Raw genomic sequence first — 13,147 nt, 5'->3', positions numbered from 1 at the left:
GCCGATGGGACATGCGATCTTAGTTTGATTAAAGGAAGGTAATGATGAACAAGCAGCTTTGGAAATTGCGGGGCCTTAATTTTTCATATTATGCAACGACCGGCGTACTTAATCCTTTTTTGCCGTTATATTTGGGGGAGCGCGGCTATTCGTCTTCGCAAATCGGGCTGTTGATGATGATCGGACCGTTCATCACGATATTCGCCCAACCGATGTGGGGATATATCAGCGATCGTTATCAAACGTTGAAGCTCATTATTTTTTGCTTGTGGGGCATGACGATATTGTCCAGTATCGGCATCTTCGGAACGAGCGGGTATATGAGTGCGTTCATCTTCATGCTCATGCTGTATTTCTTCATGCTGTCTTCGACGCCGCTGCTCGATACCTTGTCGATACGTGTGGCGGAGCGGGCGCATGCGACGTACGGCTCCGTGCGAATGTGGGGCTCGGTCGGCTTCATGCTGCTGTCCTTGTCGTCGGGTTTCCTGCTCACGGCGCTCGGAGGCATGCATAATCTTTCTTTCCTGTACTGGACGATATGGGTTCTGCCGATGCTTCTTCTACTGCTGCTGCGCGACGAGAAGGGGAAAGGCGACGCTGTCGTATCGTTGCGCGCTTTCGGCAGCATGCTGCGCAACAAACAGTTTATATGGTTTTTATTTCTCATTTTCCTGATCATGGTTCCGCACCGGATGAACGATTCGTTGTTTGCTTTGTATTTAAAAGATTTGGGCGGCTCCGATGTGATGGTCGGCTGGGCATGGGCGCTTGCCGCAGGCAGTGAAATCCCTACCTTTGCGCTGCTGGGGCGGTATTTGAACAGGTTTCACGAACTGGCTCTGCTCGGCATCGTGGCGGTGCTGTATACGATCCGCTGGTTGTTGTACGGATTTATTCAAGACCCGGTTATTCTCATGTTTTTGCAAACGACGCAGAGCATCACCTTCGCCGTGTTTTGGATTACCTCGGTGCATTACGTCGTACGTCTTGTACCTGACCATCTGCAATCGACGGGACAATCGATGCTGTCCATGGTATTTCTCGGATTGGCCGGGATCGCGGGCGGCTACGCCGGCGGCTTCGTCAAAGACGTATTCGGCGGAAATGATATGTATCTCTTCGGTGCGGTGATAGCCGGCCTCGCCGCTGTGCTCACATTCGGTACGCAGGCCTATATGCGTAAAAAAAACCATCCTGCCGTGTAGGCGGATGGCTTGGAAAGGCTCCGGTCAGGAGCTTTTCTATTTTTGCGCGTTTGGCTGTTGTGCCGTATCGGAAGCAATTGCCAGCTCTTTTTTCGGAGCTTCCAGCTCACGGTTGTCATTCGTGTTTCCACTGTTGTTGTTCGTCGCATCCTTGAACTCGCGGAACATCTTGCCGAAGCTGCGGCCGAGCTCGGGCAGCTTGTTCGGTCCGAACAGCAGCAGCAGCACGACAGCAATTAAAATAATATGCCATGGGGATAAGGCGCCCATTCATGATCCCTCCGATTACCGTATTCTATGTCATATCATATCACATTTAGGCGGAAAGCATAACATGGAATTATTGCGAAATGTTGAAACTCATAAATAAAACGCCCCCTTCTTAATGAAGGTGGGCGTCTTTCTGGTGCTCGGATATGCTGTATTGAATAATTTCCATGGCGTCCTCGGCCTCCAGGGCAGCGAGCCCGTTTCGCAGCACGATCTCCGACTCGAGTTCACGCTGCTTGAGAAAAGGATATAATTCCGGCGTTAATTTCATAACAATCGTCGAAAGCTTTACTGTTTCCACAAGCATCACCCTTCCCGTCATCTGGTGTTGAGAGATCAGGAGCCACTTACGAGCCATACAGGTAAAGCCGGGGAAATCAACGGCTATGAAGTTACAATTAGATTATAACATAGATTGTTTAAGTTGACAGCGGTACTTTTGTGCCAGCGGACTGCTAAAAATAAGCTAATTTCTGCGAAATAAGCCCATAACGCCGACGGTTTCGGTGATATTCACGAACGCTTGCGGATCCCATTTGCGGACGAGCTGCCGGAGGTCGGCGAGCTCATAACGGGTCGTTACGGTCATCAGCATATGCTGCGGCTGCTTCGTATATGCCCCTTCCGTTTGAATAACGGTAACGCCGCGGTGCAGCTTTTTCATTTTTTGCAGCAGCAGCTCCTTCTTTTGCGTGACGATATAGACGGTGACCTTCAAATGCCGGATATGTATCGTGTCCACGACCTTGCCCGTAATAAAAATAGTTACCATCGAATAGAGGGCGAGGTCCCAGTTGTTCTTATAATAGCCGAGCATTAAAATAACGACGCCGTTCAAAGCGAACAGGACGGTGCCGAGCGGAAAATCCCGTTTACGGGTCAATATCGATCCGATGATATCGAGGCCGCCTGTCGAGCCGCCAGCCCTCATGGTGATGCCCGAACCGATACCGAGCAGCACGCCGCCGGTAACGGCGGACATGATCGAATCGTTCGCAACGGTATCGACGGGTACGATCCGCATGAACCATGTCGTTAAGATAACGGAAAACGTGCTGAGCACAATGAATTTGCGTCCGATCGAAACCAGTCCCCAAATCAGGACAGGCAAGTTCAATACGAGGTATAGCAGAGAGATGTCGAACCCGGTCAAATACCCGATCATCATCGCAATCCCGGACAAGCCGCCGCTGAGCAGCTGGTGGGGGATGAGGAACAAATTGAAGCTGGCCGCAATGAAAGCCGAGCTCAAGACGGTCACGAGAATGGAACCGATCCACGAGCGCTGCAGCTTTATCATAGGAATCCTCCGTGAATGCGAAACGTGAAGCTCTCTCACGATTGTCGCGGAAAGCTTCACGTTTCGATCGTTATTTTCGTTTAAAAGAACCGGATCGCTTGCTTGTACTCGGCTTGGACGATCCGCTTGACGGCGCTTTGCCGTAGCTTGGGGTGGAGCCGTCGTTCCGGCGAACCGAGCCGCTGCTGCTTCCGGCGCCCGTACTGGGCTTGGTTGGCGTCGTTGTGAAGCTCCCTTTGCGATCGGACGTCGAAGGCGCGGTCTGCGCCGGCGTCTTCGCGGGAGCGGAGGCGCTCGGATAAGGCGCCGTCTGGTATTTGCCGTAATCGTCGTAACGCTTGCTGGACGTGTAGCCCCGGTAGTCATATCCCCGGTGGCTGTTAAACCAGCCTCCGCCAAAAACAGATTGAATCAGCGTAGCGGTTAAATATCCTTGCAAGAACGAAGAGTCGTAATTATCTTTTGCATATTGGATCGTGTCTAATTCAACAAGCGTCGTATTTTCGTTATCCGGGTCTTTCTGGACATGAATGATCTTGTTGTCGTATACGAGAAACATCCGCTCGGTCGATTCTTTGCTTATTTCCTGCGGTTTCTCTTGCTGTTCCAGTTCATGAGCTACAGTAGGCACATCTTTGCCGGTTACCGAATAAATTTTGGCAGTGCTCTTGCCTTGGCCCTGAACGTCGATCAACGAATAGTTTTCCTTAATAAAATTGCCTGAATCGCCGCATCCGGCTAATAGCGCGAATACGAGCACAAGGGCGAGCCAACGGGCTGCACGCTTCATTGAACAGGGTCACCTCCTCGCAGAACCATCGTATGATCAGGCGAAACGAATCAATGAGACTTCGGTTCGCTCGAAGCTTTCAAAAATTTGATTAAACCGGCAGGCGTCCGTTCGCCTTCCATCGCCACATATTTACCGTCTTGCCATTGCAGGAAAAAATAACGATCCTCCGTCCCGAAATAACGCCAAAACATCACTTGGTCCGCGGCCCGGAAATCCGTATTGCCTTCGGTCCGCACCGTGTCGGTCCGATTGTGCTCAAGCTCGTACGTCACCTCGCCGCCTGTGTCAAGCCGGGTAGGCACATCGTTAGGATCGTCCAAAGCTCCCTCCACGAATTCACAAATAAAGCATTCGTACGTACGTCCTTTTTCCACAAGCAAACAGGAGAGATGCTTGCCGTTTTGCAAATAATACGCAAAGCGATGCGGTGCGAAACCTTGATCGAAGTACGTCAGCTTGCCGGACACGACGTATTCTTCCAGATCGACGCTCACGATGTCTCCAACCTTCGTATCTTCAAACGGATTGGAGGGTTTAGTCTCCGGCACCGACTTGTTGCTTTTCAAAATTCCTCCCACTCTTTTCCATACGGACATGGGCTGTCGCTCCTTTTCGTCAGGGCATTCTATATATGTATTATATACGATGTTCGGGGAAAACGGGTTTCAATTTGAACATTTCTGGAATATGACTTCCGCATGTGGTATAATACTAAAGATATTCTTAAGTACGGCCTTGACTGTTCATTTTGACACAGCTAGAAAGTGTTTCATGAAGAGAGTAATAAAAAGAAGATAGGAGTCGCACTTAAGGGTACAGACAATATGAGAACCCATAGAACAAAGGAGAATGAAATCATTTGAAAACGTTTAGTGAATTCGGCTTGGAGCCGAAAGTGTTGCGTGCCATTACGGAGATGGGCTTTGAAGAATCGACTCCGATTCAAGATAAGGCCATTCCTGTAGCCATGGAGGGCCGCGACCTCATTGGTCAAGCACAGACGGGAACCGGGAAAACGGCAGCATTCGGGATTCCGTTGATCAATAAAATCGACATCAAGGAAGAACGCATCGTAGCGCTCATCATGTGTCCGACCCGCGAACTTGCCATTCAAGTGGCGGAAGAAATCGAAAAGCTCGGTCGTTTCAAAGGCATCCGCTCGCTGCCGATCTACGGCGGTCAAGATATCGTGAAGCAAATCCGCGGCCTGCGCAAGAAGCCGCAAATTATTATCGGTACGCCGGGCCGTTTGCTCGACCACATTAACCGCAAAACGATCAAGCTGGACGACGTGCAGACGGTTATCCTGGATGAAGCGGACGAAATGCTCGACATGGGCTTCATGGAAGATATCCAATCCATCCTTCGGCTTGTTCCGGACGAGCGTCAAACGATGCTCTTCTCGGCGACGATGCCGACTAATATCCAGAAGCTGGCGCAACAGTTCCTGAGAAATCCGGAGCACGTTTCGGTTATTCCGAAGCAAATCAGCGCACCTAACATCGAGCAAGCTTACATCGAGCTGCATGAGCGCCAGAAGTTCGAAGCGCTGTGCCGTTTGATCGATATGGAATCCCCGGATCTCGCGATTATCTTCGGCCGCACGAAGCGCCGTGTCGACGAGCTGTCCGAAGCGCTGCAAAAACGCGGTTATACGGCGGAAGGTTTGCACGGGGACTTGTCCCAGAACCAACGCGATAACGTGATGCGCAAATTCCGTGACGGAAGCATCGATGTACTGGTCGCTACCGACGTAGCCGCACGCGGATTGGACGTTTCCGGCGTAACGCATGTCATCAACTTCGACTTGCCGCAAGATCCGGAAAGTTATGTGCACCGGATCGGCCGTACCGGCCGTGCCGGTAAAGAAGGCGTGGCCTACTCGTTCGTAACGCCGCGCGAGATCGACCACCTGTACTTTATCGAGAAAATTACCCGTCATCGCATTGCCCGTAAGCCGATGCCAAGCTTGGCTGAAGCGATTGAAGGCAAGCAAAAGCTGACAGCCGAGCGCGTGCTTGAAGTGCTTCAAAAAGAAGAACATAACGAATATAAAGGTCTTGCGATCTCGCTGTTGGAGCAGCACGACTCGGTTCACCTGCTGGCTTCCGCTTTGAAATTGCTGACCGGCGGCGATAAGAAGGAAGTTGAAATCGAACTGACGCCAGAGGATCCGATTCGCGCTAAGAAGCGTCGTCCGGACATTCGTTCGAACGGACGCAGACCTTCCGGCCCTTACGGTACGGCAGGCGGCGCACGCCGCAATGACCGTCCTTACGGTGGTGGCGACCGCGGCGGCTCCCGTCGTGACGGCAGCCGTGATGGCGGACGTCGCGAAGGCGGCTACCGTGAGAACCGCGATTATCGCGGCCGTTCGGATAACCGTCAAGAAGGACGCAGCGACCGCGGCGGTCATACGCGTTCGTCCAATCGCTCGAACGAAGAAACGCTCGTATAATACACGAATCGCCCTAGTTACCAAATCGGGAAGGCTCATGCCTAAAGCATGGGCCTTCCTGATTTTATAGCCGTATTTGAATTTCCCGGACGGGCATGGACGGCTACCTGGATTTCCGGAAATAAGCTATAATAAGTTTGGAGACAGAAGGAGGCGTTGTAGTGGAGTTTCGAGGAGTAATGGGCGGATTTTACCGGATTTCCGAATGGATTATGCGGTTGTCCGTCATCAATTTATTATGGATCTTTTGCGCGATACCGTTCTTTTTCCTAGGTATTTTACTGTTGAATTCGACAACAGAGCAGATGGTCTACCAAACCTTGTTCTTAATGGCTGTCGTTTCGCCGTTCACCCTCTTTCCTTCGACGGCGGCCATGTTTAGTGTCGCGCGTAAATGGGTGACGGGGGATGAGGATGTGCCGCTGTTCAAGACATTTTTCCGCGGCTACAAGTCAAACTTCGTTCAAGCGATGATCGGCGGATTTATTTACTTGCTGTTTGGCGCTATCTTGTACGCCAATTTTCAATTTTACGGGAATCAATCCGGGCTGTTCGGCATTTTACGTTTTTTGGTAATGTCGATTTCGGTGCTGCTGATCATTTCTTTGTTCCATTTCTTTTCTATATTGACGCATTTGCATATGAAGATGCTGCAGATTGTCAAGAATGCGGTGCTGATTACGATCGGAAGCCCGATTCGCTCCTTGTCCATGATTGTGCTGGTCGGTGTTGTGCTGTTCGTGAGCACTCGCATATTCACGTTCCTGATTCCGTTCTTCACCGGCAGTCTAATCGCCGTCATTTCGTTCTGGCACTTTAATCTCATCTTCGGCAAGCTGCAGGAAAAGCAGCAGGCTTTGAGCGGGAAGGAAGAGGCGGACGAAGGCGATGCGCCGTCGGACCCGGATGAAGCATCGAAGTCTGGCGACCTTCTTGCGGCGGATGCGGCTAAAGATAACGCCAACCAAGCGGACAAGCAATAAGTTCCCAACGTTCCATGAACTTCATCCGCGGCCGAGTTTACTTTCGCTCAGCGGTAGATTATAATAAGACTACAACAAAATCCTGCGATGTTCGTTTCGGTTTTAAAGTTGTTTTGAACCAATGACTGTTTCTAGGGAGACCAACATTGAATCGCGGCTGACATGCCCTCGAAAAGGGATCTCAAAACCGGTTCTGCGGACACCCACCTGCGAGAGCGGGTTTGAGACACTAAACCGGACGGCATATGCGGGTTTTTTTGTGCCCAAAATACCGGATACATATGATGAAGGGATGTTGGAGATGAAGCTGTTTATCGATACCGCCAATGTGGAAGAAATCCGAAAAGCGCATGAGCTTGGCGTCATTGCCGGCGTCACGACGAATCCTTCGCTGATCGCGAAGGAAGGCAGAGATTTTTTTGAAACGGTACGCGAAATATCCGCCATTGTCGGCAACCTTCCGATCAGTGCGGAAGTTATCAGCTTGCAAGCCGATGAAATGGTGGAGCAGGGCAAGAAGCTCGCTTCTCTGGGCGACGGGATCGTGGTGAAAGTGCCGATGACCGAGGATGGGTTAAAGGCAACGAAACGTTTCACCGAGCTTGGCATTAAGACGAATGTAACGCTTATCTTCAGCTCCACGCAGGCGCTGTTGGCTGCACGCGCCGGCGCTACATACGTCTCTCCGTTCGTCGGCCGTCTCGATGATATTAACCAAATCGGGATGAACCTGATTAAAGAAATCAGCGAAATGTTTAAAATTCATAACATTTCCTCTGAAATCATTACCGCCAGCGTACGGACGACGACGCATGTCATCGATGCGGCGCTGCTGGGCGCAGATATCGCAACGGTCCCTTATAAAGTTATTCAACAGATGGCCAAGCACCCGTTGACGGATGCAGGCATCGAACGTTTCTTGAAGGATTGGGAAGGCGCCAATCAATCGGTTTTCTAGAAGAAGTTTAATTCAAGAGAAAGAGCCGCTTCACTTCTGATTCGGCTCTTTTTCTTGCGAAAACGCGCATTTCCTCTTTCTCTTCCTTGTAAACAATGATATGATAAACATTAGTGTTAACTGGAATAGATACGCACTTCGCATAGGAGGGAATGCTTTGCTAAAGCGAACCTTAATCGGTCTGATTCGCAGCCATGAAACGACCGGAGAGAAAGCCAGGGATCCGCTGCTGAAGACCCGCAATTATAAACTCTCCAAAGACCAGGCCATGGATGAAGTGGTCAACATGTTCAAAAAATTGAACGGTTACAAGCTGCTCCATGAGGTGCGCAGCGTCGGCGAGATCGTATTGGAACGGCGGACGATTACCGGCAGGACGCAGGATATTACGGTGACGTTATTCGGGATCAACCCGGTCAAAACGGCCATCGATGTATATTCCGCCTCGCGCGGTTCGCTGGGGGACTTGGGCTCCAATTACCGCACCATACTGGACATCTTCAAACATATCGACAAGCGGCTCGCCGCTTATAAAATACATGATTGAATCCGGTGTTTTTCCAGGGGGGAATAAAAAAACAGCGAGGGTAGCTTCGCTGTTTTTTTTATGACTTCATATGGATTACACGAGTTTTTTCACAGCGTCGACAGCTGCTTCATAGTTCGGGTGATCGGTCATTTCACCGAGGTACTCCACGTATTGGATGGTGTCGTTCGCGTCGATAACAAAGATAGAGCGCATCAACAAGTGCAGTTCTTGGATCAACACACCGTAAGCTTTACCGAAGGAATGATGTTTGTAGTCGGACAAGGTGATGACTTTGTCGATACCTGCTGCGCCGCACCAGCGGGATTGCGCGAACGGCAAGTCGTTACTGATGGTAAGGATGACCACGTTGTCGCCCAATTTAGCCGCTTCTTCGTTGAAACGGCGGGTTTGTGCGTCGCACACGCCGGTATCCAAGGAAGGCACCACGCTGATGAGCTTCACTTTGCCCGCGTAATCGGAAAGCGATGCGGTTTCGAGCAGATTTTTGTTAACTGTGAAGTCAGGTGCTTTGTCTCCGGCTTTAAGCTCCGGTCCGACAAGCGTGATCGGATTGCCTTTCAGTGTCGCTTGTGCCATGTGTACATGGGCCTCCTTTAATTCTCTTTGAGAATGATTGGTATTTCACCAATTATTATTATAAACTTTTATATGAGAACTTGTCCAATAGAGTGTGCCTCAACCAAGAAACAGGGGGAAGGAATCCCGTGGAATTCAGACAGTTGCAGTATTTTGTGAAAGTGGCCCGCAAGCAGCACGTGACTCAAGCGGCGGAAGAGCTGCATGTGGCGCAATCGGCGGTCAGCCGGCAAATCCACCAGCTGGAGGAAGAACTGGGTGTCCAATTATTCGTGCAGAAGGGGCGCAATCTCCAGCTTACCTCGGTCGGAAAGTTGTTTTTGTGTCGCGTAGAAGCCATAATGACGGATTTGGAGCGGGCGATAAACGAAGTTCATGAGTTCATGGATCCGGAGCAGGGAGAAATTCGCATCGGCTTCCCGCACAGCCTCGGCATTTATTTGCTGCCCACCGTCGTGGCGCGTTTTCGGGAAACACATCCGCGAGTCAAATTCCGCCTTCGTCAAGGCACCTACAATAGTCTCATCCGCGATGTGGTGAAAGGTGAAATCGATCTGTCCTTCATTTCACCTTTTCCCGAGAAACATAACCAAGTCACGGGCGATTTGCTGCTGCTGGAAGAGCTGTACGCCATCGTCCCGCAGGAGCACCCGCTGGCCCGCAATGAACAAATTCGATTGGAACAGTTAAAGAACGATTCGTTCGTTATGTTCAGCGAGGAGTATTCGCTGCGGAGCATCGTGCTTGAAGCTTGCACTAAGGCCGGATTTACCCCGAAAATCGGCTTTGAAGGCGAGGAGACGGATACGATCCGCGGATTGGTGGCGGCCGGTATGGGGGTAAGTATGCTGCCGGAGATGGCATTAACGGAGATTAGCCAGCTGCAGCCGTCCAAGGTGCGGGTCATCGAACCGCGCGTAACGCGCAGCGTCGGGTTGATTCAACGCTCGGGGGACAAGCTGCCGCTTGTTGCCGAAGGGTTTCGTAAATTTTTACTCGAGTTTTTCATTCATCGTTCTTGATCATAGCCAGCCCATCAACGGCTGCATCACATAGCAACCAAGAAGCCCCGGCCGATGGCCGGGGCTTCTTGGTTGAGTTGAATTAATCGTCGCTGCGGTTGAAGATCCAAATGTATTCTAACAGCTGCAGCACCGAGATGAGGGCGGCGGCGACATAAGTTAGTGCGGCGGCGCCTAATACTTTGGAGACGCCCTTCTCCTCATGATTACGAATGAATCCCGAGGAGATCATCAGGTCGCGGGCGCGGGAGGAAGCGTTAAACTCCACCGGCAGCGTAATCAACTGAAAAGCGACAGCGGCGCTGAATAAGAGAATCCCGATCAGGATGAGCCCGGAAATTTTGAAGAAAAATCCTCCTAACAGAAGGAACGGTGCGATGCCAGAAGAAAAGTTTACAATCGGGAAAATCTTATGTCTGGCTACCAGCATCGGATAATGAACCTTATGCTGGATCGCATGACCGACTTCGTGCGCCGCCACCGATACGGCGGAGATCGAACGCTCGTAGTATACGGGTTCAGACAATCTGACGACTCTCGCCACCGGGTCGTAATGGTCGGTCAATGCACCGCGAACCGCTTCGACCGGTACGTCATACAGTCCGTTGTCGTCCAGGATGCGCCGCGCTACATCGTAACCGGTCAATCCCGACTCGACCGGTACGTCTGAGAATTTGTTGAAGGTTCCTTTAACCCGGAAGCTTGCCCAAACGCTCAGTCCGAATGCGGCCAGAATGAGGATGGTCCATGGCGTGAATAACATATTCGACTACACTCCATTCTTTGTTTGTTTGAGGTTATATCAGGAAAGAGGGCCTTTACCCAGCAGCAGCAAGAGTGCTTCGATACAAGCAGCAGCGGATGGCGTCAGCTTCTGGTGCAGATTCTTCAGCTGCGTCGGCTTCAGCTTCTCGACAAGCGGGCCGACCTCCTTCGCTTCCCGTTCCAGCTGCTTCAATAGAACCTGCAAGGATGTAAGTTTATCTGTCACAATCTCGTCTTGGCTTACTTTGTTCCATTGACGAAGGCTGTCCTTGATCTCTTCTAAGGTATATTTCTCCCTCTTCATCGATTCAATACGTTTAAGCCGAGTCAAGGTTTCATCACTGTACAATCGATAATTTGTATTCGACCTCGTTTCCGGATCGATTAAGCCGAGCTTCGTATAATAATCGATCGTTCTGGGGCTTACTTCCGATAAGCGAGCTAGCTCGCCAATTTTATAAAGCTTCATATCCCCATGATTCGTCACCTCTTTTCACCTATAATGATACTCATTCCAAACCATACAGTCAAACGTTATGCTTTGCGTTGCGTAAATGGGCATAGAACCGATATGGCTGCCGGAAATCGGTAGACATCCAAATGAATTGTAATAATATATGACACGCATATTAGGAGTAGTACAAATTATTCATATAAAAAACGAATGATCATCTCTCGATGTCAGGTTATTTTTCGGAAAACCATAAAATTAATGAAAGATCTATTGCAAAAAAATGAATATCTGCATATAATGACATTATTAATTTCATATTATGTTATATAAAATAACACAAACTAAGGAAGTGGTCGATGTGTTAAAGAAAATGATGGTTTCTTTAGGTCTGTTGTCCCTGTTCGCTCCTGCCGGAATGGCACTTGCGGCTGACGACAAAACGCCGGCTCAATTGGCTGCGGCTATCGATTCGGTTTGGGTTATGCTTGCAGCCATTCTCGTCATCTTCATGCAAGCCGGCTTTGCCTTATTGGAAGCGGGCTCGACGCGGATGAAAAATGCAGGTCACGTTGCCGGTAAAACCATCTTGACGTTCGGGCTGTGCGCCATCGCTTTCTGGGCTGTAGGTTTCGGTTTGGCGTTCGGCGACGGCAACAGTTTTATCGGTACCGGCGGTTTTTTCCTGGACGGTACGGCTGATCAGGTGAAAGCGAGCATCAGCTTGTTTGCGGAATCTCCGATTCCGATCGGCATTCTGTTCTTGTTTCAGCTCGCCTTTGCCGGCGTATCGCTCGCGATCGCATGGGGCGGTTTCGCAGAGCGCGGCAAGCTTCCGGTTTACTTCATCTTCGGTATTTTATATACGATCATCATCTATCCTATCGTTGCCCACTGGGTATGGGGCGGCGGTTGGCTCGGCGCTATCGGCATGCAGGATTTCGCAGGCTCGACAGTCGTTCACCTGCAGGGCGCGACGGCCGCTCTCGTGGCGACCATCTTGCTGAAACCTCGTATCGGTAAATATAATAAAGACAAAACGCCTAACCTGATTCCAGGTCATAACCAAGTGCTTTCCGTTCTTGGCGTCATTATTTTGTGGATCGGTTGGTTCGGATTTAACGCGGGTTCCACGCTTAGCGCAACCGGCGACGGCTTCTTCGGTCACGTTGCGCTGACCACGAACCTGGCTGCTGCAGCAGGTGCGGTAGCGGCACTGATCGTCTCCTGGATTTACTTCGGCAAAGCCGACATTCCCAGCATGCTGAACGGCGTACTTGCCGCGCTCGTCGCCATTACAGCCGCGTGCGCTTTCGTAACGCCCCGCGATGCCATCATCATCGGCGCGATTGCCGGTATTGTTACCTTCTTCACCGCGCAATGGTTTGAAAAAGCGGGTATTGACGATCCGGTTTACGCTTTCTCCGTACACGGGATCGCAGGGGTTTGGGGTACGTTGTCTACAGGTATTTTCGCAACGCCGCAATTGGTTGAAACGGTAGGGATCGGTAAAGCCGGTTTACTGTACGGCGGCGGGTTCGAGCAATTGGGCGTTCAAGCGCTCGGCGTTGTCGGGGCGTTCCTCTTCGTGCTCGTGCTTTCCTTCATTATCTTGTACTTGATTAAAGTGACGATCGGTCTGCGCGTAACCGAAGAAGAAGAAATCATCGGTTTGGACCTTTCCGAACACGGCACGTACGGCTATCCCGAGCAAATGAAAAAAGCGGCAGCCGGCGGCCAAACGCACAGCCTGTAAGAAAAGCCTCGGAATCTGTACAAGAAAAATCAGCTATAATTCTCTCACGGGAAGGAG

15 protein-coding genes and 1 other RNA gene are annotated in these 13,147 nt (G+C 50.7%); 8 read left to right on the top strand and 8 right to left on the bottom strand.

What is annotated here, in order from left to right; translation table 11 throughout:
* Positions 1 to 44: 44 nt before the first annotated feature.
* Positions 45 to 1,208 carry an MFS transporter gene (locus ACZ439_RS05470; RefSeq protein WP_127606129.1) on the top strand — a complete coding sequence of 388 codons (1,164 nt, stop codon included), beginning with the start codon at positions 45 to 47 and terminating at the stop codon, positions 1,206 to 1,208.
* 36 nt (positions 1,209 to 1,244) lie between these two features.
* Here the strand turns inward: ACZ439_RS05470 and tatA are convergent, their stop codons facing one another.
* The 5 genes from tatA to ACZ439_RS05445 form a co-directional block, all read right to left on the bottom strand.
* Entirely contained in the window at positions 1,245 to 1,478 is a 234-nt protein-coding gene (tatA, locus tag ACZ439_RS05465) for a twin-arginine translocase TatA/TatE family subunit (protein ID WP_127606127.1), read from the bottom strand.
* Between the two features lie 112 nt (positions 1,479 to 1,590).
* Entirely contained in the window at positions 1,591 to 1,785 is a 195-nt protein-coding gene (locus ACZ439_RS05460; protein ID WP_054796819.1) for a hypothetical protein, read from the bottom strand.
* Between the two features lie 159 nt (positions 1,786 to 1,944).
* The gene (locus ACZ439_RS05455) at positions 1,945 to 2,778 is read right to left on the bottom strand and encodes a YitT family protein (RefSeq protein ID WP_155614749.1); all 834 of its coding nucleotides are present in this window, start codon (positions 2,776 to 2,778) and stop codon (positions 1,945 to 1,947) included.
* A 70-nt stretch (positions 2,779 to 2,848) separates the two neighbouring features.
* On the bottom strand, positions 2,849 to 3,568 hold the full coding sequence (locus tag ACZ439_RS05450) for a DUF4247 domain-containing protein (protein ID WP_127606123.1): 720 nt from the start codon (positions 3,566 to 3,568) through the stop codon (positions 2,849 to 2,851).
* Positions 3,569 to 3,618: 50 nt separating this feature from the next.
* Positions 3,619 to 4,167, bottom strand: a complete 549-nt coding sequence (locus ACZ439_RS05445) for a DUF4178 domain-containing protein (protein WP_054799237.1) — start codon at positions 4,165 to 4,167, stop codon at positions 3,619 to 3,621.
* Between the two features lie 263 nt (positions 4,168 to 4,430).
* Between ACZ439_RS05445 and ACZ439_RS05440 the strand changes: the two genes are divergently transcribed.
* From ACZ439_RS05440 to ACZ439_RS05420, 5 genes are all read left to right on the top strand, one after another.
* Positions 4,431 to 6,029 (top strand): degradosome RNA helicase CshA, encoded by a 1,599-nt coding sequence (locus ACZ439_RS05440; RefSeq protein WP_127606119.1) that lies wholly within the window; start codon positions 4,431 to 4,433, stop codon positions 6,027 to 6,029.
* Between the two features lie 161 nt (positions 6,030 to 6,190).
* Complete coding sequence (locus ACZ439_RS05435) at positions 6,191 to 7,012, top strand: YesL family protein (RefSeq protein ID WP_127606117.1); 822 nt, start codon at positions 6,191 to 6,193, stop codon at positions 7,010 to 7,012.
* A gap of 76 nt (positions 7,013 to 7,088) precedes the next feature.
* Positions 7,089 to 7,270, top strand: a non-coding RNA gene (gene ssrS / locus ACZ439_RS05430) — 6S RNA.
* A gap of 43 nt (positions 7,271 to 7,313) precedes the next feature.
* Positions 7,314 to 7,970, top strand: a complete 657-nt coding sequence (gene fsa / locus ACZ439_RS05425; protein WP_127606115.1) for a fructose-6-phosphate aldolase — start codon at positions 7,314 to 7,316, stop codon at positions 7,968 to 7,970.
* A 157-nt stretch (positions 7,971 to 8,127) separates the two neighbouring features.
* Positions 8,128 to 8,517 (top strand): DUF1499 domain-containing protein, encoded by a 390-nt coding sequence (locus ACZ439_RS05420; RefSeq protein ID WP_127606113.1) that lies wholly within the window; start codon positions 8,128 to 8,130, stop codon positions 8,515 to 8,517.
* 75 nt (positions 8,518 to 8,592) lie between these two features.
* On the opposite strand, the gene tpx is transcribed toward ACZ439_RS05420, so the two are convergent.
* Positions 8,593 to 9,096, bottom strand: coding sequence for a thiol peroxidase (gene tpx, locus ACZ439_RS05415; protein ID WP_127606112.1), 504 nt, complete (start codon positions 9,094 to 9,096; stop codon positions 8,593 to 8,595).
* Between the two features lie 128 nt (positions 9,097 to 9,224).
* On the opposite strand from tpx, the gene ACZ439_RS05410 reads away from it, so the two are divergent.
* Positions 9,225 to 10,118: a LysR family transcriptional regulator gene (locus tag ACZ439_RS05410; protein WP_054799239.1), complete on the top strand. Its 894-nt coding sequence runs from the start codon at positions 9,225 to 9,227 to the stop codon at positions 10,116 to 10,118.
* A gap of 82 nt (positions 10,119 to 10,200) precedes the next feature.
* Here the strand turns inward: ACZ439_RS05410 and ACZ439_RS05405 are convergent, their stop codons facing one another.
* Positions 10,201 to 10,881: a zinc metallopeptidase gene (locus tag ACZ439_RS05405; RefSeq protein ID WP_054796820.1), complete on the bottom strand. Its 681-nt coding sequence runs from the start codon at positions 10,879 to 10,881 to the stop codon at positions 10,201 to 10,203.
* Positions 10,882 to 10,920: 39 nt separating this feature from the next.
* Positions 10,921 to 11,352, bottom strand: a complete 432-nt coding sequence (locus ACZ439_RS05400) for a helix-turn-helix domain-containing protein (RefSeq protein ID WP_054796821.1) — start codon at positions 11,350 to 11,352, stop codon at positions 10,921 to 10,923.
* A gap of 358 nt (positions 11,353 to 11,710) precedes the next feature.
* Between ACZ439_RS05400 and ACZ439_RS05395 the strand changes: the two genes are divergently transcribed.
* Positions 11,711 to 13,090, top strand: coding sequence for an ammonium transporter (locus ACZ439_RS05395; RefSeq protein WP_372813400.1), 1,380 nt, complete (start codon positions 11,711 to 11,713; stop codon positions 13,088 to 13,090).
* Positions 13,091 to 13,147: the final 57 nt, after the last annotated feature.

It is taken from the genome of Paenibacillus sp. JCM 9796, assembly GCF_055379675.1.
The sequence above is the reverse complement of the archived record's forward strand: the minus strand, read 5'-3'. Positions and strand labels throughout refer to the sequence as shown.

What these genes read in the sequence shown, in the direction of transcription:
- ACZ439_RS05450 (WP_127606123.1), bottom strand. Translation starts at nt 3,568, where the DNA reads ATGAAGCGTGCAGCCCGTTGGCTCGCCCTTGTGCTCGTATTCGCGCTA.
- ACZ439_RS05405 (WP_054796820.1), bottom strand. Translation starts at nt 10,881, where the DNA reads ATGTTATTCACGCCATGGACCATCCTCATTCTGGCCGCATTCGGACTG.
- ACZ439_RS05395 (WP_372813400.1), top strand. Translation starts at nt 11,711, where the DNA reads ATGGTTTCTTTAGGTCTGTTGTCCCTGTTCGCTCCTGCCGGAATGGCA.
- ACZ439_RS05455 (WP_155614749.1), bottom strand. Translation starts at nt 2,778, where the DNA reads ATGATAAAGCTGCAGCGCTCGTGGATCGGTTCCATTCTCGTGACCGTC.
- ACZ439_RS05460 (WP_054796819.1), bottom strand. Translation starts at nt 1,785, where the DNA reads ATGCTTGTGGAAACAGTAAAGCTTTCGACGATTGTTATGAAATTAACG.
- ACZ439_RS05400 (WP_054796821.1), bottom strand. Translation starts at nt 11,352, where the DNA reads ATGAAGCTTTATAAAATTGGCGAGCTAGCTCGCTTATCGGAAGTAAGC.
- ACZ439_RS05470 (WP_127606129.1), top strand. Translation starts at nt 45, where the DNA reads ATGAACAAGCAGCTTTGGAAATTGCGGGGCCTTAATTTTTCATATTAT.
- fsa (WP_127606115.1), top strand. Translation starts at nt 7,314, where the DNA reads ATGAAGCTGTTTATCGATACCGCCAATGTGGAAGAAATCCGAAAAGCG.
- ACZ439_RS05445 (WP_054799237.1), bottom strand. Translation starts at nt 4,167, where the DNA reads ATGTCCGTATGGAAAAGAGTGGGAGGAATTTTGAAAAGCAACAAGTCG.
- tatA (WP_127606127.1), bottom strand. Translation starts at nt 1,478, where the DNA reads ATGGGCGCCTTATCCCCATGGCATATTATTTTAATTGCTGTCGTGCTG.
- tpx (WP_127606112.1), bottom strand. Translation starts at nt 9,096, where the DNA reads ATGGCACAAGCGACACTGAAAGGCAATCCGATCACGCTTGTCGGACCG.